The 26,135-nt window shown below is 69.2% G+C and carries 21 protein-coding genes; 8 read left to right on the forward strand and 13 right to left on the reverse strand.

All coding sequences use genetic code 11. From position 1 onward, the window contains the following. Positions 1-26: 26 nt before the first annotated feature. Positions 27-1,832 (reverse strand): glycosyltransferase family 2 protein, encoded by a 1,806-nt coding sequence (locus tag IM778_RS12080; protein WP_194409124.1) that lies wholly within the window; start codon positions 1,830-1,832, stop codon positions 27-29. Between IM778_RS12080 and IM778_RS12085 the strand changes: the two genes are divergently transcribed. Next, entirely contained in the window at positions 1,833-3,272 is a 1,440-nt protein-coding gene (locus tag IM778_RS12085; RefSeq protein WP_194409125.1) for a glycosyltransferase, read from the forward strand. Here IM778_RS12085 and IM778_RS12090 read toward each other — a convergent pair. Beyond that, a complete protein-coding gene (locus IM778_RS12090; RefSeq protein ID WP_194409126.1) occupies positions 3,222-5,039 on the reverse strand; it encodes a glycosyltransferase family 4 protein in 1,818 nt (605 codons plus the stop codon). The genes IM778_RS12085 and IM778_RS12090 overlap by 51 nt on opposite strands. Positions 5,040-5,371: 332 nt before the next feature. On the opposite strand from IM778_RS12090, the gene IM778_RS12095 reads away from it, so the two are divergent. From IM778_RS12095 to IM778_RS12115, 5 genes are read left to right on the forward strand one after another with little or no spacing between them, the layout of a single operon-like run. Beyond that, complete coding sequence (locus IM778_RS12095; protein ID WP_194409127.1) at positions 5,372-6,355, forward strand: GDP-mannose 4,6-dehydratase; 984 nt, start codon at positions 5,372-5,374, stop codon at positions 6,353-6,355. Next, positions 6,356-7,354, forward strand: a complete 999-nt coding sequence (locus IM778_RS12100) for a GDP-mannose 4,6-dehydratase (RefSeq protein ID WP_194409128.1) — start codon at positions 6,356-6,358, stop codon at positions 7,352-7,354. A gap of 5 nt (positions 7,355-7,359) precedes the next feature. Continuing rightward, positions 7,360-8,469 (forward strand): glycosyltransferase family 2 protein, encoded by a 1,110-nt coding sequence (locus IM778_RS12105; RefSeq protein WP_194409129.1) that lies wholly within the window; start codon positions 7,360-7,362, stop codon positions 8,467-8,469. A gap of 48 nt (positions 8,470-8,517) precedes the next feature. Continuing rightward, positions 8,518-9,516, forward strand: coding sequence for a dTDP-glucose 4,6-dehydratase (gene rfbB, locus IM778_RS12110; RefSeq protein ID WP_194409130.1), 999 nt, complete (start codon positions 8,518-8,520; stop codon positions 9,514-9,516). 41 nt (positions 9,517-9,557) lie between these two features. After that, positions 9,558-10,976, forward strand: coding sequence for a sugar nucleotide-binding protein (locus tag IM778_RS12115; RefSeq protein ID WP_194411857.1), 1,419 nt, complete (start codon positions 9,558-9,560; stop codon positions 10,974-10,976). Positions 10,977-10,986: 10 nt separating this feature from the next. Here IM778_RS12115 and IM778_RS12120 read toward each other — a convergent pair whose 3' ends face one another. From IM778_RS12120 to IM778_RS12150, 7 genes are all read right to left on the reverse strand, one after another. Further along, positions 10,987-13,104 carry an SH3 domain-containing protein gene (locus IM778_RS12120; protein ID WP_194409131.1) on the reverse strand — a complete coding sequence of 706 codons (2,118 nt, stop codon included), beginning with the start codon at positions 13,102-13,104 and terminating at the stop codon, positions 10,987-10,989. Positions 13,105-13,200: 96 nt separating this feature from the next. After that, positions 13,201-14,331: a glycosyltransferase gene (locus IM778_RS12125; RefSeq protein ID WP_194409132.1), complete on the reverse strand. Its 1,131-nt coding sequence runs from the start codon at positions 14,329-14,331 to the stop codon at positions 13,201-13,203. A 3-nt stretch (positions 14,332-14,334) separates the two neighbouring features. After that, on the reverse strand, positions 14,335-15,813 hold the full coding sequence (locus IM778_RS12130; RefSeq protein ID WP_228484526.1) for an LCP family protein: 1,479 nt from the start codon (positions 15,811-15,813) through the stop codon (positions 14,335-14,337). Beyond that, positions 15,810-16,277, reverse strand: a complete 468-nt coding sequence (gene purE, locus IM778_RS12135) for a 5-(carboxyamino)imidazole ribonucleotide mutase (protein ID WP_194411859.1) — start codon at positions 16,275-16,277, stop codon at positions 15,810-15,812. Before purE ends, IM778_RS12130 begins: the two co-directional genes overlap by 4 nt. 221 nt (positions 16,278-16,498) lie before the next feature. Next, positions 16,499-17,635, reverse strand: a complete 1,137-nt coding sequence (locus tag IM778_RS12140) for a 5-(carboxyamino)imidazole ribonucleotide synthase (RefSeq protein ID WP_194409133.1) — start codon at positions 17,633-17,635, stop codon at positions 16,499-16,501. Positions 17,636-17,695: 60 nt separating this feature from the next. Beyond that, the gene (locus tag IM778_RS12145; protein ID WP_194409134.1) at positions 17,696-18,265 is read right to left on the reverse strand and encodes a PH domain-containing protein; all 570 of its coding nucleotides are present in this window, start codon (positions 18,263-18,265) and stop codon (positions 17,696-17,698) included. Between the two features lie 221 nt (positions 18,266-18,486). Next, positions 18,487-19,284 carry a biotin--[acetyl-CoA-carboxylase] ligase gene (locus tag IM778_RS12150; RefSeq protein ID WP_194409135.1) on the reverse strand — a complete coding sequence of 266 codons (798 nt, stop codon included), beginning with the start codon at positions 19,282-19,284 and terminating at the stop codon, positions 18,487-18,489. A gap of 122 nt (positions 19,285-19,406) precedes the next feature. Between IM778_RS12150 and IM778_RS12155 the strand changes: the two genes are divergently transcribed. After that, positions 19,407-21,014, forward strand: a complete 1,608-nt coding sequence (locus tag IM778_RS12155; protein ID WP_194409136.1) for an acyl-CoA carboxylase subunit beta — start codon at positions 19,407-19,409, stop codon at positions 21,012-21,014. Further along, positions 21,011-21,244: an acyl-CoA carboxylase subunit epsilon gene (locus IM778_RS12160; protein WP_194409137.1), complete on the forward strand. Its 234-nt coding sequence runs from the start codon at positions 21,011-21,013 to the stop codon at positions 21,242-21,244. Before IM778_RS12155 ends, IM778_RS12160 begins: the two co-directional genes overlap by 4 nt. 389 nt (positions 21,245-21,633) lie before the next feature. On the opposite strand, the gene IM778_RS12165 is transcribed toward IM778_RS12160, so the two are convergent. Genes IM778_RS12165 through IM778_RS12180 form a run of 4 tightly spaced genes read right to left on the reverse strand, consistent with a single transcriptional unit; the run spans position 21,634 to position 25,992 of the window. Then, positions 21,634-22,683: a hypothetical protein gene (locus IM778_RS12165; RefSeq protein WP_194409138.1), complete on the reverse strand. Its 1,050-nt coding sequence runs from the start codon at positions 22,681-22,683 to the stop codon at positions 21,634-21,636. Beyond that, positions 22,680-23,924 carry a sensor histidine kinase gene (locus tag IM778_RS12170; RefSeq protein ID WP_194409139.1) on the reverse strand — a complete coding sequence of 415 codons (1,245 nt, stop codon included), beginning with the start codon at positions 23,922-23,924 and terminating at the stop codon, positions 22,680-22,682. Before IM778_RS12170 ends, IM778_RS12165 begins: the two co-directional genes overlap by 4 nt. Next, complete coding sequence (locus IM778_RS12175; RefSeq protein WP_194409140.1) at positions 23,914-24,591, reverse strand: response regulator transcription factor; 678 nt, start codon at positions 24,589-24,591, stop codon at positions 23,914-23,916. The genes IM778_RS12170 and IM778_RS12175 overlap by 11 nt, the downstream gene beginning before the upstream one ends. 9 nt (positions 24,592-24,600) lie before the next feature. Further along, positions 24,601-25,992 carry a class I SAM-dependent RNA methyltransferase gene (locus IM778_RS12180; protein ID WP_194411860.1) on the reverse strand — a complete coding sequence of 464 codons (1,392 nt, stop codon included), beginning with the start codon at positions 25,990-25,992 and terminating at the stop codon, positions 24,601-24,603. Between the last annotated feature and the right edge of the window lie 143 nt (positions 25,993-26,135).

Raw genomic sequence — 26,135 nt, forward strand, 5'->3', positions numbered from 1 at the left:
TCAAACTCGGACTGCCCGGGACGGCCTCACACCGGGGACTGCGAGAAGTCGACGAGCGCGTCCAGAACCCCACGGAGGGCGGCTGCCGCTGCGCGGCGCGCCGACGCATGACCGTTCTCCCGGATCTCCCGCCACACGTCGTCGTCCGTCAGCGCGGCGGTGAGTGAACTCCGGAGCTGATTCTCGTCTCCGCGCGCGAACAGGAGCGAGTTGTAGCCGTCGAGGACCTCGTGGGCGAGCCGGCCGTCGATCGGCGCCAGGAACACGGCGCCGAGAGACATCAACGCGAACGGCAGCAGGCTGGACTGCTGCTCCGCGAACAGGACGACAGCGCGAGGGCGGTGCTCGGCCACCTCTGCCGGACCGGCGACCGAATCCACGTGCGTCGCTCTTGCCCCGAGCGAAGCGCACAGCTCGTCGACCAGCACGCGTTGCCTCGCGGACGCCGCGATGGTGACGACAACGTCGTCGGCATGGTCGGAGAGCGCGGGCGGCGCCAGCGCGGGCGCGACCCGACGACCGGTCTCCCATGCGGCCTCGGCCTGGAGCTGCGCGGAAGTCCACCGGTTGGGCGAGATGTAGTCGAACTCGGGCCGGTAGCCCGCGACGATCCTGGCCTGTAGGGAACGGTCGGCACCGTGGAAGATGCTTTCCATCGCGGGCAGCAGATATACCGGCAGCGAGCCGCCCAGGGTCGCGAGCCAGGCAGTCGAGGCGGCGGTCCAGTCGCACGCGACGACAACGCGCTCCCCGCTGGCCAGCGCTTCGATCGTGGGCTCGTGAGGATCGGCGCTCGGCACCTCGCGGACGGCGACGACGCGACCCTCACGGCGCAGCTCGTCGGCGAGCAATGCGACATACTCCCGCCAGATCGGCTCGGACGCGGGACCGACCAGAAAGTCGACGGGCGCGTCATCAGGCAGCCGCCGCGCGAGGAAGCGCTGCTCCCATCGGCGCCAGAATCGTCTCATCGAGGCGAGTTCACGTTGTCCTTGGCTGTAGCCGCGCGATGCGGACTCGTGGTGAACGAGCATGGCGGCCGGCTGATAAAAGCAGCGGATGCCCCGCTCCCACGCGCGGAGGCCGTAGTCGACGTCTTCGAAACCGAGCCAGAACTCGTCGTCGAGGTAGCCCGTCCGCTCGAACGCCTCTCGCGTGATGTAGACGCACGCGCCCGAGATGGATCGGTTGTACCCCGCCACGTTCGCGGTGGGCTTGGTCGCGGGAGCGCCGACATGGAGGTGACCGAACCACTGCGGAGCGAGGATGCGTGCGTAGTAGGTGCCTCCGTACTGGATGCGACCACTGGGATAGACGAGCTTCGGGCTCACCATCCCGATTTCAGGGTCGAGTGCATAGGCGCTGTACTGCAGAGCCTCCAGCCAGCCGGGCTTGGCCACGATATCGCTGTTGAGCAGGACGATGTCGTGGCGGGCCCGCCGCATTCCCTCGTTCACCGTTCCCGAAAAGCCCAGCCTGGCCTCCTTCAGCACGACCGTGACCCGATCGTCCTCGAGCGCCTTCAGCTGTTGGGCGACGATCGGATCGATGAAATCGTCGACGATGATGACCTCGTAGTCTATGTGGGCGCATGTCTCTGCGATGCTCGCCAGCGCTTCGGTCAGCAGCGGGAGATCGTTGTAGCTCGGAATGACAATGCTCACCGGGCGCCCGTTAGCGCGGAACCACGTGACCATCTCGTGATTGGCCACGATCCCTCGCGTGTTGAGAGTATAGGAGCGCTCGACCCGCGCCGCCCGGACGCGGCTCCTCCACTGATCAGGCAGCTTCTCGATGACGCGACGCGCGATTCGGCGGGGGAAGTTCGGCATATGACGGACACGATCCACTCGATTGAGAACGGAATCCCCATGGTATCGACCCGGCCGCTCGACGAAGCTCGGCCACGCGTGGTGGTCGTGGCACCCGACGTGGTCGGGACACGAATGGCCGGCCCAGGCATACGCTTTGTACGCATCGCCGAGCAGCTCGTCGATGTCGCTGAGGTTACCCTCGCGGTGGGCATCGCCGGCAGCGACACCGCCGCAGTCTCCGGTCGCGGGTTCCAAGTGACCACATACTCCGATGTCGACGAGCTCGTCGACATCGTCGCTGCGCATGACATCGCCTTTTGCCAGCTGGTCGATCGGGACGTCATCCGGCGTGGATCGTCCGCCGGCTGCCGATTCATCTTCGATCTCTACAACGCCCTCCCCGCCGAAGCCATCGGAGCGGAACGGATCGGGGGCATCTCGACGCAGCCGGAGAAGGACCGCATCTTCGGCGATGTGCTTTCCTATTTCCGCTTCTGCATGCGCGCCGGCGGCTACTTCGTCACCTCGAACGAGCGCCAGCGGGATTTTTGGATGGGGTACCTCCTCGCCTCGGAGGGCCTGCTCCCCAGTGAGCTCGACGGTCGCAGCACCGCCGAGATCATCGGTCTCGTCCCCTTCGGCATGGAGGAAGGCGAACCACTCGCGCACGAGCACGGCATCCGCGGGCGCTTCGGGATCACCGACGACGATGTCGTTCTGCTCTGGGCAGGCGGCATCTGGGACTGGTTCGATGCCGAGACCCCGATCCGGGCCGTCGCGAGACTGCGGCAGACACGCGACGACATCCATCTGGTGTTCTACGGCACCACGCATCCGAACTCGCTCATCGGAAAGCCTCCAGCCGTGGAGCGGGCACAGGAGCTCGCTTCCCAACTCGGCGTCCTCGGGGTGGGTGTCCACTTCATCGACGGGTGGGTACCTGCCGATCGACGAGCGGAGTTCCTCGCTGATTCAGATATCGCGATCTCCGCTCACCTCGACTCGTTCGAAACGCGCTACGCGTTCCGCACCCGAATCCTCGACCACTTCTGGGCCTCGCTGCCCAGCATCGTGACTCGCGGGGACTGGTTCGCCGAGTACATCGACGCCAACCATCTCGGGGTCGTCACCGACTACGGCGACGTGGACGGTACCGCTCAGGCTGTCCTCGAACTCGCCGACGCCAAGCGTCGCAACGAGATCCGCGCGCGCGTCAGCTCCGTCCGCGAGGCGTGGCGGTGGTCGGCGACTACCGCCGATCTGCGCGCCGTCATCGGAGACTGGCAGTCGCGCCTCAGACTGCCGGAGCTGCCGACAAGCCCGCCCGCGGCCGATCAGCCTCGACCGTCGCGCGATGCACGGGCGGCGGATGCCACCGAGCAGACGGCCGTATCGGAGAGGGTGAGGTCACCTTTCCACTCGTTCTTCAGCCGGCTTCGCCAGCGGCTCGCCCGCTGAGACGGCATTCGCGACGTGCTCGTAGTAGGCGGCCACCGAATCCAGCACGACCGGCCAGCGGTAACGGGAGGCGGTCTCGAGACCCGCCTCTGATAGCCGTCGTCTCTCCTGAGGGTCGCCCATGAGCCGACGGATCGCCGCCGCGAGCGCCGCATCATCGTCTTGCGGAACGATCACGCAATTCTCGCCGTCACGACAGAAGTCCATGTTTCCGTCCGAGTCCGTCGTGATGACGGGGCAGCCTGCCGCCATGGCCTCGAGCACCGGAAGGCAGAACCCTTCGTGTCGCGATGTCTGAACGAAGACGGTTGCCGTGTTGTACAGCTCGTTGACCTCCGCGTCCAGGGGCCGTATCCGGTAGTCGACGCGCTCGTCGACGAGGATGTCGGGCTCGGTGCCGAACAACTGCAGCTTCGGCCGCTCCCGCCCGAGCGAGCGCCAGGCGCGTTCGGTCATCGCGAAATTCTTCTGGAAGAACGACCGCCCCAGCGCTAGCAAGGTGTTCTCGTCCCGACTGTGGCCGGGCAGCACGCGGAACGTGTCGGAGTCGTAGCCGTGCGGGATCAGCGTCGCGCGGACGCCCACCTCTGCCAGTTCGCCCTGCTGGAATCGAGCCTCGGTCAGGCTCGCGAACTCGCGCCGATAGCTCGCGACCACAGCGGCGCGCGCAACGGCGTCGTCGGGGTAGAACCACGTTTCGAACTCTTGAATCAGATACACGGGCATCCCGTGGTTCACGGAGGCGAGCCAGACCACCTCCGCCGTCTCCCACCAAGTTGCAACCTTGATCGCGTCCTCATTGCGGAGCGAGAGAATCAGGTCGTCGAAATTGCGGTACGTCACGACCGGCACTCGCAGCTCGAACCACGTCGGCGGACCTTGCAGCGACCAGACCGAGACATCGAAGCCGCGCGCGGACAGGCCGTTCGCGATCTCGAAAACGGCCCGGATGCCGCCGCTGATGGTAGTCGCCTGCAGGACGAAGATGATCCGCGGTGGCTTTCCCCGGGCGCCGACGCGGCGCTCGAGTTGCCACCGGCGCTGCTCGCCCCGCGCGCGGACCACCGGGAGTTCGCTCACGCTGACCACGGTGCTGCTGAAACACAGCGTCCGAATGTTCCCCGCCCAGGCATGACGTACGAGGCGACCGGCCTGAAGATCAAGATCGAGTCCGTTGAGGTTGCGCGCCGCAATGTCGATGCGATCGATCGCCACCGACGTCACATAGAGGCCGTGCGCGGCGGCACCGAGCACGTACCTGGGCATCCGCACCTGGCCGTAGTCGCGCGAACCCGGAAGTGCCGGGACGAACTCGCCAGTCTGGCGATCGAACTGGTAGCCCGCTGCGGTCCCGTCCGGGCCGGCGTATGCGGGCGTGACGATACCAATCTCGCCGTCGGCGTGGAACTCGTGCGCAGCATGCTGCAACCGCGCGACCGACTCGGGCTCGGGCAGCGGATGGCCAGCGTCGATGAGGACGACGTCCCACCGCCTGCGCAACCTGTGCATCCAGTCCAGAATCGAGGCCAAATCGATCACCGGCGACGCGCCGGTGCCGTCCGCGACACTCACCCGCTCAGCTCCCAGACCGTGCGTCGAGGAGGCTATGCCCGGTGCCAACAGGAAATCGGCGTGCAACACATCGGCCGTACGTCGAATCCACGGCCCGATGTCCCCCACAGGGTCGCCGTACACCACCACGACGACGTGCTTCCAATGGACGCGATGCCACGCCGCCGCACGTGCGGGAGTGAGGGTGGTCGTCATCCCGTTGGCGAATGTGGTGCCATCTCCCGATCTCGCGGCCTTGACGCTGTCGTGATGCCGAGCGTATCCCCGCGGTCCGAGTCGCAGCAGCAGTGCAGTCTCACCCAGGCGTCCGGCGAGCGCGTCGGCGACCAGAGCGGCTCCGCGAGCGCCTTTCCTCAGGATCCTCTTCAACATACCCATCTGTTCCCTCGGGCCGATCTCCGCGTGCTTCCCGCGGGTCGAGTCTAAAACGCTGGCCACAGGACTCCGCGGCGAAACCGCGGTCGGATAGGGTCTTCTGGGTGAGCGCGCCGCCCGGTGCGCGTCGCGGAATCCCGAGGAGTGCCACTATGCCCCGCGCGCTGATCACCGGTATCACCGGTCAGGACGGCTTCTATCTGAGCCGCCTGCTGCTGTCGAAGGGCTACGAGGTCTTCGGACTCGTCCGCGGTCAGAACAATCCGAAGATCGCGGCTCTGGAAAGGGACCTCCCGGGAGTGAGGATCCTCACCGGGGATCTGCTCGACCTCTCGAGCATCCTTCGAGCACTGGAAGCATCCGCGCCCGATGAGGTGTACAACCTCGGCGCGATCTCCTTCGTTGCGTACTCGTGGGAGAACGTCAGCCTCACGTCGGACGTGACTGGCAAGGGAGTCCTCAACGTGCTGGAGGCGATCCGCCTCTACGCCCGGGACGATGCCGAGCGGGTGCGGTTCTACCAAGCGTCGAGTTCGGAGATGTTCGGCAAGGTCCAGCGAGTCCCTCAGACCGAGTCGACGCTGCTGTGGCCGCGATCACCGTACGGCGTCGCCAAAGTGTACGGGCACTACATGACGATCAACTACCGCGAGTCGTACGGCATGCACGCGTCGTCGGGCATCCTTTTCAACCACGAGTCGCCGCTGCGCGGTCCCGAGTTCGTCACGCGCAAAATCACCCTCGCCGCCGCGCGGATCGCTGCAGGCAAGCAGGACAAGCTCTACCTCGGAAACCTCGACGCGCGCCGCGACTGGGGCTTTGCCGGCGACTACGTCGAGGCCATGTGGCGAATGCTGCAGCAGGACGTCGCCGACGACTACGTGGTGTCGACGAACGAGACGCACTCCGTCCAGGAGTTCGTCGAGCGCGCATTCGGGCGCGTGGGAATCGACGATTGGCAGCGATACGTCGAGCAGGATGCGCGATTCCTCCGTCCCGCCGAGGTGGACCTCCTCATCGGCGACTCGTCGAAGGCACACGAACGCCTCGGCTGGAAGCCGGCCGTCACGTTCAATGCGCTCGTCGACATGATGGTCGATGCCGACGTCGCACGTGTACGGAACGCCGAGGCGTAGATGTCCCGCGCCTTGGTGACGGGGATCACCGGCCAGACCGGCAGCTACCTCGCAGAGCACCTTCTCGCTCACGGCTGGGAGGTGCACGGCCTCGTCCGCCACTCCGACAGCTCCCGCGCCGCGTTCTCTGAGCTCGCTCCCGCGGCTGAACTCCATACCGGAGACCTCGCAGATCTCGACGGAATCGTGCGCCTCGTGCGCGACGTTCAGCCCACGTCGATCTTCAACCTCGGAGGGCTGTCGTCGGTTGCGCGGTCGTGGGATGACCCGATCGCCGCAGCCACGATCACCGGGCTGCCCGTCAGCGCACTGCTGGACGCCGCGCTGCGACTGCAGGAGAGTCGCGATGGGCACGTCTCGTTCGTTCAGGCGTCGAGTGCCGAGATCTTCGGAGTCGCCGAAACGTCTCCGCAGGACGAGTCCACCCCGGTACGCCCGTCGAACCCGTACGGGGCGGCCAAGGCGTACGGTCATCACCTCGTGGGCGTATACCGAGCTCGAGGGCTCGCGGCCTCGAGTTGCATTCTGTACAACCACGAGTCGCCGCGCCGACCAGCCGAGTTCGTGACGCGGAAGATCACGCGCGGGGCGGCGCGCATTCGGCTCGGACTGCAGGAGAACCTCACACTCGGCAATCTCGAGGCGCGGCGCGACTGGGGATGGGCCCCGGACTTCGCTCGAGCGTTGGCAGCGGCGGCGACGCATCCTGACGACTACGTGATCGCGACAGGGGTGTCGCATTCGGTTCGCGACTTCGCGGCCGCCGCCTTCAGCGCCGTCGGCATCAATGACTGGGAGCCGCTGGTAACGATCGACACCGCGCTCTTGCGGCACGGCGATGCGGCCGTGCAAGCGGGTAACGCCAGTCGAGCACGGGACGTGCTCGGCTGGAAGCCGTCCGTCACCTTCGAAGAGATGGTGCGCAGGATGGTAGAGGCGGACCTCGCAGAGGCATCGAACCCTGAGCAATCCGCGCACGATCGGAGCGGAGCCCGATGATCGCCATGACCATGATGGTCCGTGACGAGGCCGACATCGTCGGCGCGATGATCCAGCATCACCTCGATCAGGGAATCGACCTGTTCCTCGTCACCGACAACGGATCAGTCGACGGGACCAGGGAGATACTGCAGGACTTCGCCCGTCGCGGATTGATCGAACTCGCGCACGATCCGAGACACCTCAAACAACAGCACGAAGTCGTCACCGCGATGTCACGCGAGGCCGCGCGCCGCAGGGCGACGTGGGTGCTCAATGCCGACGCCGATGAGTTCTGGAGCGCGAAGTCGGCCGGACTGAGCATCCGTGAAGAGCTCGGCACGCTCGATCCCGCGCTCGGCGCGTTCCCGGTTCCGGTGATCGACATGACCGGCCCGGCGGCGCAGCGCGGTACAGGTCTCCAGCGCTTGGTGTATCGCGACGTGAGGCCCGACGAGGTGATGGAATCGCTCGGCATCCACGCCCACGCGACGCCCGACGTCGCCTTCGTGCCGAACGAGAGTGTCGTCGTCGCGCAGGGCAACCACTTCGTGAACGTGGATGCCCGGGGCGAGCTGCCCGCCGGCCGCGGACTCGTCGTGCGTCATTTCCCGTGGCGATCATGGGACCAGTTCCACCGCAAAGTCGAGAACGCGGGCCGCGCGTACGCCGCGTCTCCCCACCTGCGGCCGAGTGCCAACCACCACGGCATGCGAGACTACCGACGGCTTCAGGATGGGCTGCTCCCTGCCTCGTACGTCGCACGACACCCGTCCCCCGACGAACTCGCAGACGGCATCCGACGCGGTTGGTTCATTGAGGACCGCACGATCGCGGACGCACTCCCGTCTCCGGTCGCTGACGTCGAATTCACAGAGGTCGACGCCGAGATCGGCCGGCTGCTCATGAAGGCTCTGCGACCGATCGAGGCACGCCTGCACGCGCTCGAAGGGTCCGAGCGACGGGCCACCGACAAGCTCGACTTCGAACTGCACCATGTGGCTGAGCTCGACGAGCTCGTCGCACGCCTCCGCGAGGAGAATGCCGCGGTGACCCACGAGCTCCGCGAGCTTCGGCGAAGCCGCCTGGTGCGGTCCGCCGAGCGTGTGTCGCGGTGGCGGTGGCAACACCGCTGAGGCTCTCGCGGATCCTGGCGCACAGTCGGCGAACGGTACCCTTGACGGATGCGCAGACTTCTCGTCACCGGGGGCGCCGGCTTCATCGGCTCGAATTTCGTCCACCATGTCGTGTCGCACACGGATGACCATGTCACCGTGCTCGACGCGCTCACGTACGCGGGCAATCGGGAGTCGCTCGCTGAGCTTCCTGAAGACCGCGTCTCGTTCGTGAAGGGTGACATCACCGACGCCGGGCTCGTCGATGACCTCTTCCGTGACGCCGACGCGGTGATCCATTACGCCGCGGAGTCACACAACGACAACTCGCTCCACGACCCGCGCCCGTTTCTCGACACCAACATCGTCGGCACCTACACGCTGCTCGAAGCGGCTCGCCGACACGACCGCCGGTTCCACCACATCTCCACAGACGAGGTGTACGGCGACCTCGAGCTCGACGACCCCGAGCGCTTCACCGAGCAGACTCCGTACAACCCGTCCAGCCCCTACTCCTCGACCAAGGCCGGCAGCGACCTGCTCGTGAGGGCGTGGGTGCGGTCTTTCGGCGTGCGGGCCACGATCTCGAACTGCTCGAACAACTACGGGCCCTACCAGCATGTCGAGAAGTTCATCCCGCGACAGATCACGAACGTACTTCGCGGCATCCGTCCCAAGCTGTATGGGAAGGGGGAGAACGTGCGGGACTGGATTCACGCAGACGACCATTCCTCTGCTGTCCTGACAATCCTCGACAAGGGCGAGATCGGCGAGACCTACCTGATCGGTGCCGACGGCGAGAAAAACAACAAGCACGTCGTCGAGATGATCCTGGAGCTCATGGGACAGCCGAGCGACGCCTACGACCACGTCACCGATCGCGCGGGCCACGATCTGCGGTACGCAATCGATTCGACGAAGCTGCGAACAGAGCTCGGCTGGACACCGCGGTACGGGGACTTCGAGCAAGGGCTCGCCGCGACGATCGACTGGTATCGCGCGAACGAGGCCTGGTGGGCGCCCGCGAAGTCCGCCACGGAGGCGTTCTACGCATCCAAGGGTCAGTAGCACCGCTCACGGCCATCGAACGCACTTTCGGAGAACGACACATGACTGAATTCGGCAAGCCGCTCGCAGCGAGCGAGACACCCATCCCTGGACTTGTCGTGTGGGATCTGCCCGTGCACGGCGACGGCCGCGGCTGGTTCAAAGAGAACTGGCAGCGCGAGAAGATGACCTCGATGGGGCTGCCCGACTTCGGTCCGGTCCAGAACAACATCTCGTTCAACGATGCTGTCGGTACCACTCGGGGCATTCACGCGGAGCCCTGGGACAAATGGGTGTCGGTCGCGACCGGTCGCATCTTCGGGGCGTGGGTCGACCTTCGCGAGGGACCCACGTTCGGCGCCGTGTTCACGACCGAGCTCGATCCGTCGCGCGCGATCTTCGTTCCGCGCGGGGTGGGCAACGCCTACCAGACCCTCGCCCCCGACACAGCGTACGTATACCTGGTCAATGATCACTGGTCACCCGACGCCTCGTACACGTTCCTCAACCTCGCCGATGAAACCGCCGCTATCGAGTGGCCCATCCCGCTCGCCGACGTAGAGATCTCGCCCAAGGATCGTGCGCACCCCAGGCTCGCCGAGGTGACGCCGATGACGGGCCTCAAGACCCTCATCGTTGGGGCGAACGGCCAGCTCGGCCGCGCCTTGCGGAGCGAGTTCGGAGAGTCGGACGCTATCGAGTACGCCACCCGGGACAGTATCGATCTCGCGTCCCCGCATCTGACGACGGCTCGACGGTGGCGCGACTACGGCACGATCATCAATGCAGCGGCGTACACGGCAGTAGACACGGCCGAAACGCCGACCGGTCGCGTCGCCTCGTGGGCCGCGAACGTCCAAGGGGTGGCGAATTTGGCGGGAGTCGCAACACGCAACGGCATCGTGCTGGTGCATGTCTCGAGCGACTACGTGTTCGATGGCACAGTCGATCGCCCTTACCGCGAGGACGATCCGCTGTCACCGCTGGGTGTCTATGGCCAGACGAAGGCGGCGGGCGACGCAGTCGTCGCAACCGTGCCTCGCCACTACATCGTGCGCACTTCGTGGGTCATCGGTGACGGCAACAACTTCGTGCGGACAATGGCCTCCCTCGCCAGAAAGGGAATCGACCCGGCCGTGGTGGACGATCAGATCGGACGCTTGACCTTCGCCTCTGACATCGCTCGCGGCATCCGGCACCTGATCACGGCCGGCGCCCCGTTCGGCACCTACAACCTGACCAGCGACGGGTCGCCCATGTCGTGGGCGGACGTTGCGCGACTCGTCTACGAGATCACGGGGCACGATCCGAATCGGGTGAGGCCCGTCACGACAGACGATTACTTCGCCGCGGCCACCACCCCCGTCGCACCGCGCCCCCGGAACAGCCTCCTCGATCTCTCACGGATCGTCGAGTCCGGCTTCACCCCTCCCATCGCCGAACAGCGCCTCCGCGAGTTCTTAACGCATAAGATCGCTTGAACCCGCTCGCTTAGCCGCCCGTGTATCGCGAGGTGTGAGCCCTGAGGACCCACCGATCGCCGCCAGACACACGCAGCAGCAGCCAGTCGCCGGCCATCGTGACAGCGGTGGCGTCGGCAATCGTGCCAGCCGGGATCGTCGTGGATGAGATTGCGCAGTCGCTCTGCGGCGCCGATCGTCCTGTGCTCGCCACCTCGAGGACATACGTATACCGCGCGGTCTTGGTCTCTGCCGGAGGCTGGCAAGCCTCCTCTTGAGTCGCAGCGCGCACGGTCGACCGTGCGACCCACCTGTCTCCCCCGAGCAGTCTCACCCGCAGCCAGTCGCCCGCCGACGTGCTCGCTGTGGGAGAGACCACGGTGCCCGCCGAGAGCGCCGTCGACCCAGCGCCGCAACTTGTCAGCGGCGCGGTGCGCGCGACGGCCCCGCCTTCGACGATGACGTACGTCCGCTTGGCGGCGCGCTCTGGGACCACGAGATCACACGGCGCGGTGCTGGTCAGCTGAGTCACTCCGCGTCGATCGATCCACACTTCACCGCGACCAGTCGAGACAAGCAGCCAATCGCGTGCGCTACTGGTCTGAATCGCCTGCACAGCGGTTCCTCCCGATAGCGTGACCACACCGAAGCCGCAGTCCGCACTGGGAGCGAGACGCCCCGTCACCCCCGACGCGGGAATCAGGTAGTGCAGCTTGGCGGGTGCGACACCGCCCGGCCGGGCGCACGGGGACTCAGCGTCGGTCGCCCTGCGCAGATCGCTTCGCACGACCCATCTGCCGATCGCACCGGCGTTCACCTTCACCCAGAGCCGGTCGCTACTCACCGCGGTCGCCTGAAGGATCGTCCCCTCGTCCGCGGTCTCGGATCCGGTTCCGCAGTCACTATCAGGAACCGCTCGCAGAAGGGTTGACTCGCTGTCGACGACGTACGCGTACTTTGCGGAGGCAACCCCGCCCGGGAGTGCACAAGCGCTCTCTTGGGCAGTCGCGTACCGCAAGTAGTCCCGATGCACCCAGCGATCACCCGCTTCATGGTGCACCTTCAGCCATCGATCGTCGACCGCAACTGCCTGCAGAACCGTACCTTGCTCGAGTGCTACGACACCCCTCTCGCAGGCGACGCTAGGGGCGAGCCGGCCGTTGAGCACCGTCGCTGTCACGACGTACGTCTTGACCGCTGGCATGGCCGTCGCCGGCTGGGTGCACGGATCCGGCCCGTTCTGCGTGGATCCGAACCAGTCCGTGAAGTAGTTGTAGAAGTTCCTGTTCCCGTAGCTCGAGCAGGGGTCAGTCGAGGCCGCATACCCGGCGCGGATCGCCGCCGCGTTGGGCTGGTACGGCGTGTAGTAGTACAGGTTCGCGGTCGCCTGGTTCTGGATGTACACGGGCGACGATCCGCACGCGGCGTTCGGGTGCCAGCGCACGTTCCACGTCTTGCCCGGCGCGAACCACGTGAAGTACTGGCTCGTCCCCGGAGGGTTCGCGTAGCGCTTCAGCTGCCAGGCGGCGCCGAACACCTGATTGAAGAAGCCGTAGTAGCGGGTGTCGCAGGCTGCGGTGTCGGGGCACCCCTGCCCCATCGCGATGGTGTAGCGCCAATCGGACGGCCAGACATGCGTGACGAGGCCCTGCTCCTTCTGGAGTGTGGCCAGGATCACCTGCGGGTTGATCCCGCAGGCCTGCGCGACCTTGTAGATGATGCGCGAGGCGCGCTCGCGCACGCCGCCCGAGTAGGCACCGCACATCGCGTCGGCGTTCGTGGTGCGAGAGGTGTCGTACCAGTCCTTGAGGCAGATGTAGCCCGCCTTGCACGAAGGGACCTTGCTCTGCAGGAAGCTCTGGATCTGCGCCTCGGTCATCGTGCTCTTGTTGAAGAACACGGCGTCGCTGATGATGTTGCCCGGCTGGAACTTGGAGAGATCGGCGGCCTTCACGACACCGGCGTCCGCGACGCCGCCCACGGCCGCCGGCACGTCGGCGCTCGTGGCCAACGCTCCGGCGGATGCCGCCGAAGCGGCCGCCGGCTGCGCGCCTGCGGCCATGCCGCCGACGAACAGCCCTGTCATCGCGATCGCTGCGACCGCCCCCCGCGCGAGTGCGCGCACGTCTGCCTTCCAAGCCCCCGCCATGGGACCAGTGTGGCGGATGTGACTGCTGAGTACAACATCAACGTCGCATCCGTTCGAACGACACGCGACGCGCACCGATCTCTCAGCCGCCCGTCCTCACAGCTCCGCGTGGAGCATCCAGACCTTGTCGGCGGCCTCGCTCCACGAGAACGCACGCCCTCGATCCCCCGCCAGCACGGCCAGGCGTTCGGCGGCCGCCGTCGAAGACACGGCCGACGCGAGCGCCTCGCCCATGCCCGAGACGAGCTCCGCGGCATCGGCGGCCCGGACGAGCACTCCCCCCTCGTGCACGATCTCCTCGTGCACGGCGGAAGCCGAGGCTACGACGGGCACGCCCAGGGTCAAGGCATCCACCACGCGCCACGGAAACGCCGCCCGCCGCGACGGCGCCACGAACGCCACCGCGCCGCCGAACACCGCCGCGCGGTCGGCCGCATCCAGCACGCCACGCACGTGCATCCGCCGCTCCGGCACGCCTGCGGCCGAGGCGAGCTCGACGACGGCGGGCTCGTGCCCCTCTTCCACCTCGATCACCACGATGGGAAGGTCCACACCGGATGCCGCGACCGCCGCGAGTCCGGCATCCAGGCCCTCCGAGGCCAGCGGTCCGCCACCCAGCAGCACGAAGCCCTCGGGAAGGTCGAGCGAACGCCGCCGCCCCACCTCGTCCGACGGCACCGAGAATCCGAGGGGCGACGCTCCGGCGATCACCCTCACCCGATCGGCGAGCGAGGGCGCGATCTCGGCCACCCGCACGGCGAGCGAGTGCGTCGGCACGACCACCGCGTCGGCGTGCTTCCCCGCACGCTTCAGCATGGCCTTGTGCCACCCGACGACCGAGCGCGGCAGCTCCGCCGGCGACTCCCAGGGCCGCAGATCCCACACCGTCACGACCGTCTGATCGTGGTCGTGCACGCGGTCGTGCCGTACGAGCGGTGCGAACAGCGTCGGCGAGTGGATCATGCCGCCGCCGATCCCGGTGCCCACCCCCAGCTGCAGCGCGGCCGCGAGCTCGCGCCGCTGCAGCGCCGTGCGCCGTACCCCGGCGAGCCCTCCGACCGACGCGAGCAGGGCGTCGTCGCCTCCGGCGGGCGCGATCGCCTCGACCTCGCACCCGCTCGGAGCGCCGAGCACGAGAGCTCGTGCGAGTTCCCGCGAAGCCTCCGCGATCTCCGGCTCGACCGGAGCGACGACCTGGTCGAGCATCACGCGCAACGTGGCGACCACGCGTCAGCCCTCCGGAGTGCCGGTCGGCGTCGGCGGGTGGAGCGTGGTCTGGATGAGCTCCTGGATGTAGGCGTAGTCGGGGTGGTACTCGTCGATGCCGCCCTCGGGCGTGAGCTCGATCGTGCTGACCGGCTCCTCCTTGGCCTTCACCGCGAGGTCGGCGAGCGCGGGGATGAGCGACTGCGGCAGGTCGGTCTTGACGAGGGCGGTGCCCGCAGTCGCGATCTCCTGGAACCGGGTCAGAACGACCTGCGGCGTGAACTGGGCCAGGATCGCCTCCTGCAGCTGTCGTTGACGCTTCATGCGGTCGAAGTCGTTCGTGGTGTAGCGCGACCGTGCGTACCACTGCGCCGTGTCGCCGTCCATCCGCTGCGTGCCGGGCTCGATCCAGCCGATCGCCCACGCGTCGACGTTGTACGGGTCGACGCCCTCCGGCGGACCTCCCTTCGGCAGACGCTGCTCGACGGTGATCTCGACGCCGCCGAGCGCGTCGACGAGGGACGCGAAGCCGTGCATGTCGATGAACACGTAGTACGGGATCTCGATTCCGAGGATCCCCTCCGCGGCGTCCTTCGTGGCTTCGATCGCAGGTTCGGAGCCCCTCGAGACGGCATCCGGGTACAGCGCGTTCCCGTCCTGGCACACCTCGACCTCGGTGCGCAGCTGGTTGATGCCGCTCCCCCATCCGCACGTGGGATCGCCGTGGCTCTCGTGCCCGTTCGGGTACCGATCCTGCATCGGGCCTTCCGCGAACGGGAAGTTCGGCATGTCGCGAGGGATGCCGGTGATCGTGGTCGCACCGGTCTCGGCGTTGACCGAGACCACCGAGATGCTGTCGAACCGCATCGAATCGCGGCCCTCGCCGCTGTCGGCACCGAGCAGGAGGATGTTGTAGTAGCCGTCGGAGGGCGGGACCACCGGCCCCGTCGCCTGGAAGATCGCGCCGAGCGTGTTGCGGACCGACCCCGCGACGTTCGAGGCGTACACGGCGCTCCCGGTCGAGACGACCGTGAGCAGGACGGCGAGCAACGCGATGCCGAACCGCGACCACGTGCCGGTCTTCACGAGCCGCACGAGACGGAGGGTGTCGACGGTGAGCACCACCCACAGCACGCCGTACGCGAGGAAGAGCCCCTGTGCGATCAGCAGCGGGAGAGGCCGCAGCAGCGCGAGCCAGTCGGGCAGCCACGCGCCCGTGACGATGCTGAGCCCCGCCGTGGGCGCGAGCAGCGCGAACAGCAGCGCCACGATGAGGAGCACCCACAGCAGCAGCGTCGTGGCGATCCCGAAGCGGCCGAGCCGCCGGTTGCCCGCCAGCACCTGGGCGGACCCGGGCATGAGGAAGTTCAGGGCGACCAGCCACCACCCGCGCTTGGTCATGATGGGGCGCGACGAGGCATCCGGATTGCGCATCGGCCGTTCCTCGACCACCCGCGACCGCGCGGACGGGCCGGCCGTTCGCGACGGGCTCATGACGCTCACAGCGACTCCTTGAGCCGCCGGTTCTTCTCCTCCACCTGGTGCTCGAGATCGCGCGCGTACGCCTCGACCCGCTCGGCGATGGCCGGATCGGCGGCGCCGAGGATCCGTGCGGCGAGGAGGCCGGCGTTCTTGGCGCCGTTGATCGAGACGGTGGCGACGGGGATGCCGGCGGGCATCTGCACGATGCTCAGGAGCGAGTCCATGCCGTCGAGCGTGGCGAGCTGGACGGGCACGCCGATCACCGGAAGCGCTGTGACCGAGGCCAGCATGCCCGGCAGGTGCGCCGCGCCGCCGGCGCCCGCGATGATCGCCCGCAGTCCGCGCGAGCGGGCCTCCCGGCCGTACCGCATGAGCTTGTCAGGGGTGCGATGCGCCGACACCACCTCGACCTCGTGGGGGATGCCGAAGTCGGTGAGTGCCTGGGAGGCGTCGCTCATGACCCGCCAGTCCGAGTCGGAACCCATGACCACGCCGACCAGCGGCGTGTCGGAGGAGTGCAGCGGCCCAGAGCTCGCAGTGGACACAGTCACCCGTCAAGGCTAGGGGTCGAGGCTGGAAGAACCCCGCAACGGCGCGGCCTTCCGGCCGTTGAACGCGTTTCGTCTTCGGGCGCCGGAGCGTCCTTCGCTCAACGACCGCGGGCTGCGGCCGTTGAGCGAGCGAGGAACGAGGGAGATGAAACGCGTCAGTCGACGAAGAAGGATGCCGCGGCCCGCGCCTGGTACGCCACCTCATCGAGATCGCTCCCGGCCACGTTCACGTGCCCGACCTTGCGACCCGGTCGCGGCGCCTTGCCGTAGGTGTGCACCTTCGCCGCCGGATGCTCGGTCATGGCGGCGGCGAACCGCGCATCGAGCGAATCCGCCGCGGGCCCGCCGAGGATGTTGACCATCACCGACCACTCCGCCACCGGATCGGCGTCGCCGAGCGGCAGATCGAGCACGGCGCGGAGGTGCTGCTCGAACTGGCTGGTGATCGCACCGTCCTGGCTCCAGTGCCCGCTGTTGTGCGGGCGCATCGCGAGCTCGTTGACCAGGAGCCGCTCGTCGGTGGTCTCGAACAGCTCGACGGCGAGCATGCCGGTGACGCCGAGGCCGTCGGCGATGCCGACACCGATCGTCGAGGCCACGCGCTGCAGTCGCTCGGCGGCGTGCGGCGCCGGGGCGATCACCTCGGCGCACACGCCGTCGCGCTGCACGGTCTCGACGACGGGGTAGGCGCGCACCGCACCGGACGGGCGGCGGGCGACCTGCTGAGCGAGCTCGCGAGAGAAGTCGACGAGCTCTTCGGCGAGCAGCGCACCGCCACGGGCGTCCTCGGCGAGCGCGGCGAACCAGTCGTCGGCCTCGGTGGCCGCCGAGACGACGCGCACGCCCTTGCCGTCGTAGCCGCCGCGCGGGGTCTTCACGACGGCGCGGCCGCCGTGGTCGTCGATGAAGGCCTGCAGCTCGTCGGTGTTCGACACGGCCGCCCAGTCGGGCTGCGGCATCCCCAGCTCCTGCAGGCGGGCGCGCATGAGCAGCTTGTCCTGCGCGAACCTCAGCGCGGCGGGTCCCGGGTGCACCGCGACCCCGGCGTCGACGAGCGCGGCGAGCACGTCCTGCGGCACGTGCTCGTGGTCGAACGTGACCACGTCGACGTCGCGCGCGAAGGCGAGGACGGTGTCGGCGTCGCGGTAGTCGCCCACCGCGGTGGCGGCGAGGGATGCCGACATCCCCGCTTCCTCGGCGAGCACCCGCAGCTCGACCCCGAGCTCGACCGCCGGCGCGATCATCATCCGGGCCAGCTGCCCGCCACCGACGACTCCGACTCGCAGCGCCATGCCGCTCCCTTCAGGACTGTCGTCCCATCATCCCGCACGCGCGGGCACGGGGTCGACTCGTCACCGGGCGGGCGGAACCGGCGGCGGCGGGCCGGGCGGCAGCGGCTGGGCGTCGCGATGCGCGAGGATCTGGTTCACCTCGACCTGGTCGACGAGCGCCTCGTGCACCAGCTCGACGCTCGGGATGTTCGCGAGGCGGAGCGGTTCATCGACACCGTTCGACAGCGTGATCGTGCCCGCACCCCACAGGCGCTGCAGGATGCCGCGACGCACCTGCAGCCGGTAGCCGCGCACATGCATCAGCTCACGGCGCCGGGCCGCGAGGATCCCGCGGCGTTCCAGCACGCGGCGCGTCGTGATCGTGTAGACGTGCGCCCACCACGCGAGGAACGGCAGCAGCACGAGCACCAGCACGACGCCGCCGGCGGCGGCCAGCAGCATCCAGTCCTCGAACGGCGCCGGAAGGTTGCCGTAGAAGTAGCCGCACGCGCCGGCGACGGCGACCATCACGATCGCCGACCACGTCAGCCGGCGCGCGTGTCCGCGGAACCGCGCGACGAGCAGCTCGGGCGTCGGCGCGCCGGGAGCGGGCGTCAGCGGTCTGCCGCCATAGCTCGTCGGCTGCGTCATGCCTCCATTGTGGGGTGCGTCGCCGACACTGCGGCGGCCACCCGCCGCTTTGCGTCATGTCGGGCGACGGTCGTCGAGCGACACTTCGACTCGCTTCGCTCGCTCAGTGCGGGTCTCCGCGAGACGAGACGTCACGAATCGTCGCACGACCGAGACTGCTCGTCGGTCGAAAGCGTTTCGTCTCGCTCGCCGGCGCTCGCTCAACGACCGGTGACCGGAGGTCAGCGGACGTGGACGACGTCTCCGGCCGACACGATGCTCTCGAACTCGGAGTCCTGCTCGACGACGAGCCGGCCGTCGGCGTCGATCCGCCGCGCCCGGCCGCGCAGCGTCTCGCCGTCGGGCAGCGAGACCGCCACGTCGCTGCCGATGGTGCTGCACAGGCTCTCGACCGCGGTCCGCACGCCCGAGGCCTCGGCGTCGCCGCCGGCGACCGTGAGCGCCGAAAGCTGCTCGTCGAGCGCCGTGAGGTAGTCGGCGAGGAGCCGGTCCTCGTCGCACACCCGCCCGACCGCCTCGAACGACGTCGCCGTCTCGACCGGAAGATCGGTACGCGACATGCGCGTGTTGACCCCCGAGCCGACGACGACGGTATCCGGATGCCCCGGCACGACCTCCGCGAGGATCCCGCACACCTTGCCGGCGTCGAGGAGGACGTCGTTCGGCCATTTGAGCGACGCGAAGTGCGCAGTGCCCGCGAGCTGCGCCCGGACGGCACGGGTCATGGCGGCTCCGGCCAGGAGCGGGATCCAGCCGCGAGACGCCACCGGAAGACCGGGCACGCGCACCACCACCGACGCCGCGAGCGCGGTGCCTGGCGGCGTGACCCACGACCGGTCGAGGCGTCCTCGCCCTGCCCGCTGGTCGGTCGTCAGCAGCACCGAGAGGTGCGGCCAATCGCCGGGAGCCTCCACCACGTGATGGACGACGTCGGCGTTGGTCGAGTCCGTCGTCGGCACGACCTGCACGCGCGGGCTCACGGCAGCGGTCAGCGGGTACCCCTCGGGCGCGATCGTCATGGACCTCACGCTACGCCCCTCTCCCGGGCGGAACGAGGGAGACGTCCGCGACGGACGTGCACAGCGGATGCCGGGACCCCTTGTGCGAACCCTCCAACGGATGCCGCGACCCCGCCGATAGGGTGGAATCCGTGACTCAGCCGTCAGACCTCCCCGACCTGTCGACGACCGCCGGCAAGATCGCCGATCTCCGCGCCCGCTATCAGGAGGCCGTCCTCGACGCCGAGGCCGTCGCCCAGGAGAAGCAGCACGCGAAGGGCAAGGGCACCGCGCGCGAGCGCATCGAGCTCCTGGTCGACCCGGGCAGCTTCGTCGAGCTCGACGAGTACGTGCGCCACCGCACCACGGCGTTCGGCATGGACCGCTCCCGCCCCTACGGCGACTCGGTCGTGACGGGCGTGGGCACGATCCACGGCCGCACGGTGGCCGTGTACGCCCAGGACTTCTCGACGTTCGGGGGGTCGCTGGGCGAGGTCGCCGGCGAGAAGATCATCAAGGTCATGGAGTTCGCCCTGCGCAGCGGCATCCCCATCGTGGGAATGCTCGACTCCGGCGGCGCCCGCATCCAGGAGGGCGTGGTCGCGCTCGGCAAGTACGGCGAGATCTTCCGGCTCAACACCGCGGCATCCGGAGTCATCCCGCAGATCTCGATCATCATGGGCCCCGCCGCCGGAGGCGCGGTGTACTCCCCCGCGCTCACGGACTTCGTCGTGATGGTCGACAAGACGAGCCAGATGTTCGTCACCGGACCCGACGTCATCAAGACGGTCACCGGCGAGGACGTCGGCATGGAGGAGCTCGGCGGCGCGCACACGCACAACTCGCGCTCCGGCGTCGCGCACTACCTCGCCGAAGACGAGGACGACGCGATCGACTACGTGCGCACCATGCTCGGCTTCCTCCCCGACAACAACATGGCCGAGCTGCCGGTGTACGAGACCGGGTTCGAATTCGAGACGACGGATGCCGATCGCGCGCTGAACACGATCATCCCCGACTCGCCCAACCAGCCCTACGACATCCACCAGGTGATCCGCGGCATCGTCGACGCCGAGGACTTCCTCGAGGTGCAGCCGCTGTTCGCCCCCAACATCGTGATCGGCTTCGGCCGCGTCGAAGGGCGCTCGGTCGGCATCATCGCGAACCAGCCGTCGCAGATGGCCGGCACGCTGAACATCGAGGCCGGCGAGAAGGCGAGCCGCTTCGTGCGGTTCTGCGACGCCTTCTCGATCCCGATCGTGACGCTCGTCGACGTGCCCGGCTACCTGCCCGGCACCGACCAGGAGTGGACCGGCGTCATCCGCCGCGGGGCCAAGCTCCTCTACGCCTACGCCGAGGCGACCGTGCCCCTGGTCACGGTGATCCTGCGCAAGGCCTACGGCGGCGCGTACATCGTGATGGGCTCCAAGCAGCTGGGCGCCGACATCAACCTCGCGTGGCCCACCGCCGAGATCGCCGTCATGGGCGGTCAGGGCGCGGTCAACATCCTCTACCGCGGCGAGATCAAGCGTGCCGAAGAGGCCGGCGAGGATGTCGCCGCCGTGCGCACGCGCCTGGCCAACGAGTACACCTACAACGTGGCATCCCCATTCCTCGCCGCCGAGCGCGGCGAGTTGGACGGCATCATCGAGCCGGCGCAGACCCGCGTCTCCATCGCGAAGGCGCTGCGGGCGCTGCGCGGCAAGCGCGCGACGCTGCCGCCCAAGAAGCACGGGAACATCCCGCTGTGAGCACCGCCGACGACACCGCACGCGAGGCCGTCACGATCGATGTGCTGCGCGGAGCGCCGACCGAGGAGGAGCTGGCCGCCCTCATCGCGGTCGTCAGCGAGGCGTACGCGACCGAGGCGGCCGAGGCCGTGGCGGACGACGCAGCGCGGCGCAGCGGGTGGGAGCTGTCGCAGCGCGCCATTCGTCAGCCGCTGCGCCGCGACCTCGGCTGGCGCGCGGTCGTCGGGTAGCGGGCCCGCGGGCGTGTCGCGACACGGCTGAAGCGCGGGCGCGGCGGCTGCGGCATCCGTTTGTCCCCCGAAATACCTACAGACGAGGTTCTTGCACCCCCCGCATACTGGAACAGCTGGAACGCTTCTGCGTTCGGCCGATCCGGCCTCCTCACTGCGGATGTCACGGATTCGGCCTTGCGGACGGTTTTCGGGTAACCGTCCGCCAGGCGAGGGGCGGGCGGCTTCGCCGCCCCTCGCCTTCTCCTACTCCGCTCCCCGTTCAGCTTCCCTCCCCCTGCTGAACGGGGAGCGAAACTTCTTCGTCCGCCGGGTCGGCGTGGCCGTCAGACTCGCCGTCCGGGGGCAGCGCTGAGGCCCCGCTCGGGCGCAGCGCTGAGGCGCGGCCGTCAGGCGCGGCCGGGGTGCGGGATCTCGCGCCAGAGATCGACCGCGTCCTCGTCGCTGGGCGCGCCCACCGACGGCGAGCGGCCGACGACTGTCACCGCGACCCGCGCGTCGGGCGACGTGCGGATGTACAGGCGGTCCGAGCTCGCCGAACGCAGCGTCTCGGCCAGCTGCGCGCGGATGACGGTGAGCATCGCCTCATCGACGTCGTCGAGGCCGCCCTCGTCGAGCACGGTGACGTTGGCGCCGCGGCGCCGCGCGCGCTCGAGCTCGGCGCGCACGTCGTCGTCGAGCAGGCGCGGTCCGCGCATCTCGTCGCGGAGCTTGCCTTCGGCCAGTCGCGCCTCCACACGGTCGTCGTCGGTGAGCTCGCCCGCGTGCGCCACGGTGCGCGTGAGCACGGGGCCGGCGACGGCGAGCGCCTTCTGCACCTGCACGCGCCGCTCGCGCTGACGAACCACCTGCGAGGTCTGCCACGCGGATGCCGCGCGCTGCAGCCGTGCAAGCCGCGAGGTGTCGCGCGCGGCCCGTTCGACGAGCTTCACGACCAGCTGCGCGACCACGAGCCAGACCACGGAGCCGACGAGGCCCAGCTGGAGCGCCGGGACCGGCCCCATCCACGCCATCGACGCGACCGCGAGCAGGGCGAGCCCGGCCCAGGCCGTCCACGGCCGGCCGCGGACCATGACGATGACCATCAGGGCGCCGATGCCGCCGATGTACCACGTGCCGAACGAATCGACGCGCGCCCCCGGCCCGACCGCCCACGAGATGGCGGTGGGGACGATCACCGCGCACGCCAGCGCGAGAACCTGCGCGAGCACGGGAAGCCGCTCGGAATGCCGCGCCCGGTCCTCGTCCGCGTCGGCCGGGCGTGCCTCGCGCACCGGCTGCCAGAAGATGCACAGCCACGTGACCACGAGATAGAGCGCGAGCGCCGCGACGATGACGAGCGGATAGTCGACGTGTTCCGTCCACCAGAGTCCCCGCGCTGCGAGGTACGCGGTGAAGGCGACCGCGAGGACGGTGAGGACCCGCTGCACGCTGATCACGCGGCCGCCTCCCGCCACGTCAGGCGCACGGTCGTGCCGTGACTGCCGGTCTCGAGGTCGGCGGTGCCTCCGACGGCCGCGACGCGCGCGATGATCGACGCGCGGATGCCGAGCCGGTCATCGGGGATGTCGTCGAGGTCGAAGCCCTCCCCCGCGTCGTGCACCTCGACGCGGACGCGGCCGTCGCGCGCGATCACCGCCACGCCCAGCCCCGCACCGCCCGCGTGCTGCAGCGCGTTGGCCACCGCCTGGGTGGCCGCGAGCGTGAGGGCGCGCGCGACCCGGCCCGGGATCGGCGCGATGTCGGGCGCGATCTCGCGGTGCACGTCGACATCGGCGCCGAGCTCGCCGGCCGCCGCCTCGATGTCGTCGGCGAGTTCCAGGCCGTCGCGGGGGTCGTCGGTTCCCTCGTGGGAGTCCTGCTCGGTGTTGGCGAGTCGCGTGAGGGCTTCGCGCGCCATCGCGGCGGCGAGCGTGCGCTCACGCGGGGTCGTCGCGCGCTCCGCGGCGATGAGCGCGGCGAGCACGCTGTCGTGCATGAGCGCAGCCACGGCGACGCGCTCCTGCTCCGCGGCGTCGGCCGCGGCGGCCTGCGCGTACGACGAGACGGCTCGTGCACGCGTCTCGTCGACGTTCGCGGCGACCGACCGCAGCATCCAGCCCAGTGTCAGCAGCACCCCACCGAGGATCAGCGCGAACGACACGTCCAGGCCGACGGCGATCCAGAAGTCCGTCGCGAAGCCGCCCTGGACGAGCCGCACGAAGTAGAACAGCAGCGGCGCGAGGATCATCCACGCGATCTGGAGCGGGAGCGGGAACGCGAGCACCGCCGCCAGCGTCGCCAGGTTCACCAGGTACCAGATCCACGGCTCGTCGAGCGTGTCGGGGACGACGCCTGCTGTCGCGATCGGCCACGACGCGAGCGCCAGCACGTAGACGAGCGCGAACACCCCGGAGGCGACGCGCACGGCGCGGCCGATCGCGCAGGCCAGCAGCATGAACGCGAGAGTCCCGAAGACGGCGACCATGAGCGGGATGCGCCATTCGGGGCGCTCCTGCGTCGACCCCAGCGCCGCGATGAACGCCTGCGTGCCGATGATGACCGACCCTGAGGCGGCGGCGATCGAGATGATCCGCTCGACGCGCGAGCGGGTGAAGGACCCGATCCCGGCGGTCGCCTCCCGCGAGCGCGGAATCTGCGCCCACGCGGTGTCGAGCACCGTCTGGCCGTCACCCGCCACGCGCGATGTCCCCCGCGTCCGCCGCCGACCCGGCGAGCAGTCCGTCCTCCATGGCCCGCCTGAGCAGGTCGACCTTCGTGGGCGCCGGGCGCCCCACCTCGACGTACTTGACCCGCACGCGCGTGATGTTCTCTTTCGCCGTCGAGTACGCGACCCCGAGCCGTTCGGCGACGACCTTGAGCGGCAGCCCGGCGGCGTAGAGCCGCAGCACCTCGCGCTCGCGCGCCGAGAGCTGGGCATCGGCGAACTCACGGTCGCCCTCGACGGCGCTCGCCCACTCCACGTTGTTGAGCGGCTCGCCGTTGGCGACGGTGCGCACTGCGGCGATGACGTCGTCGATCGGCGAGGACTTGCTGACGACGCCCGCCGCCCCCGCCGCAAGCGCCTCGCGGACGGCGGCCGGCCGGTCGGCGACGCTGTGGATGATGACGCTCGAGCCGTCGAGCACGAGGCGCCGCACGTTCTCGGTGACGGTGGTGCCGTCGCCGAGCGTGAGGTCGAGCACGACCACGTCGGCCGGAGCGGCACCCGCCGAGGCGCGCCACTTCACGTATTCGGTGACGGTGTTCCCCGAGAACACGACCTCTTTCGTGCGGGCGCGCGCGCAGGCGGCCTCGAGCCCGAGCCGCACCGACTCGTGATCGTCGATGAGAGCCACGCGCGTCATGCGGCCAGCCTACCCACGCGGGGCGGCTCGAGTGAGGGTGGCCACGGCTTCGACATGGTGCGAGTTCGGAAACAGGTCGACGGCGTCGATGCGTGACGGCTCGTAGCCCGACGCGCGGAAGGTCCCGATGTCGCGCGCGAGCGCCACGGGGTCGCAGGCGACGTAGACCACGGTCGCGGGCGCGAGCTGCGCGATGTGCTCGACCACTTCGCGTCCGGCGCCCGAGCGGGGCGGGTCGAGCAGGACGACGCCCCTCGACAGCCGCTCCCGTTCGGTGGCGGATGCCTCGGACGCGAGCCGCGCGAGCCACCTGTCGACGCGCCCGGTCTCGGCGCGGGCGCCGATCCACTCGGCGAGGTTCTCGCCGGCGTGCTCCGTCGCGCGCGCGTCGGACTCGACGCTCGTGACGCGCGTGGACGGCCCGCCGAGGTCGCCGAGCGTCGCCGCGAACAGGCCGACGCCGCCGTACAGGTCGAGGTGCCACGCGTCCGGGTCGATCCACAGGCCGCCCTCACGACGGATCGGTCCGTCGGCGCGGAGTCCGCGGAGCGCGTTCTTCACCACATCGGAGAGCGAGTGGGCCGCGAGCCGGTGCACCTGCCAGAATCCGCCGGCGTCGACGCGGAACTCGCGACGTCCGACCTTCTCGACCACGACCTCTCTCGCCGGGTTCTTCTTGTCCGCTGTCGCGCGTGGCGACGGATGCCGCTTCCCGCGCGCACCGGCAGGTCGTGGCGCTCGCTCGGGCCTGGGCACGACCCGTACCCGGCCGTCGGCCGGCTGGACGAGGTCGACCCGTCCGGGCGGGAAGCCGCGCAGGTCGAGGGCAGCGCGCTCGACCTGCTCCGTCGCCAGCGGCAGATCGTCGACCTCGACGACGCGGTGGCTCCGGGCGGCATACGGCCCGATGCGCCCGTCGGCGTCCACGTGCAGACTCACGCGCGTTCGCCATCCCGTGCCGTCGGGCGTCTCTTCGTCGAGGACGCGCGCCAACGCGTCGTCGGCCGACCCGAGCACGGCACCTGCGCCCGTCATGCCGACCGCGACGTCGGTGACGCCACCGAAACGCTCCAGCGCCTCGAGCAGGACGCGCAGCTTCAGCTCCCGCTGGTGCGCGAGCGCGATGTGGCCGAAGTCGGCGCCGCCGGGGCGGTCCTCGGGCGCGACGTCGACATCCGCCTGCCGCCAGACATGCGGCTGCCGGTGCTCCGAGGCGTCGAGCGCCTCGAGCACCTCACCGCGCCAGAACGACTTCTTCGCGGTATCGGTCAGGCGCACCCGGACGCGCTCGCCGGGGATCGCGTCGGGCACGAACACGACGCGGCCCTCATGCCGGCCCACGAACACGCCGCCGTGGGCGACGCCTGTGATCTGGAGGTCGATGACGTCGCCGGAGTTCACCATCCGACGAGCCTACGCGCCGCGCCGTCGCGACAGCATCGCGGGCCGAACTCCTGAGCTTCCCGATGGGGATAACCACCCCCTCGCGGCGTTTCGGGGGCCCGCGGCCCGCGTGCGACGGTTTCTCAGGAGTTGGGCACACG

Source organism: Microbacterium cremeum (genome assembly GCF_015277855.1).
GTDB classification, from domain to species: domain Bacteria; phylum Actinomycetota; class Actinomycetes; order Actinomycetales; family Microbacteriaceae; genus Microbacterium; species Microbacterium cremeum.

Bases quoted from the DNA above. Each gene is read 5' to 3' on its own strand.
- IM778_RS12080 (WP_194409124.1), bottom strand. From the start codon at position 1,832: ATGCCGAACTTCCCCCGCCGAATCGCGCGTCGCGTCATCGAGAAGCTG.
- IM778_RS12085 (WP_194409125.1), top strand. From the start codon at position 1,833: ATGACGGACACGATCCACTCGATTGAGAACGGAATCCCCATGGTATCG.
- IM778_RS12090 (WP_194409126.1), bottom strand. From the start codon at position 5,039: ATGACGACCACCCTCACTCCCGCACGTGCGGCGGCGTGGCATCGCGTC.
- IM778_RS12095 (WP_194409127.1), top strand. From the start codon at position 5,372: ATGCCCCGCGCGCTGATCACCGGTATCACCGGTCAGGACGGCTTCTAT.
- IM778_RS12100 (WP_194409128.1), top strand. From the start codon at position 6,356: ATGTCCCGCGCCTTGGTGACGGGGATCACCGGCCAGACCGGCAGCTAC.
- IM778_RS12105 (WP_194409129.1), top strand. From the start codon at position 7,360: ATGACCATGATGGTCCGTGACGAGGCCGACATCGTCGGCGCGATGATC.
- rfbB (WP_194409130.1), top strand. From the start codon at position 8,518: ATGCGCAGACTTCTCGTCACCGGGGGCGCCGGCTTCATCGGCTCGAAT.
- IM778_RS12115 (WP_194411857.1), top strand. From the start codon at position 9,558: ATGACTGAATTCGGCAAGCCGCTCGCAGCGAGCGAGACACCCATCCCT.
- IM778_RS12120 (WP_194409131.1), bottom strand. From the start codon at position 13,104: ATGGCGGGGGCTTGGAAGGCAGACGTGCGCGCACTCGCGCGGGGGGCG.
- purE (WP_194411859.1), bottom strand. From the start codon at position 16,277: ATGGGTTCCGACTCGGACTGGCGGGTCATGAGCGACGCCTCCCAGGCA.
- IM778_RS12140 (WP_194409133.1), bottom strand. From the start codon at position 17,635: ATGGCGCTGCGAGTCGGAGTCGTCGGTGGCGGGCAGCTGGCCCGGATG.
- IM778_RS12145 (WP_194409134.1), bottom strand. From the start codon at position 18,265: ATGACGCAGCCGACGAGCTATGGCGGCAGACCGCTGACGCCCGCTCCC.
- IM778_RS12150 (WP_194409135.1), bottom strand. From the start codon at position 19,284: ATGACGATCGCGCCCGAGGGGTACCCGCTGACCGCTGCCGTGAGCCCG.
- IM778_RS12175 (WP_194409140.1), bottom strand. From the start codon at position 24,591: ATGACGCGCGTGGCTCTCATCGACGATCACGAGTCGGTGCGGCTCGGG.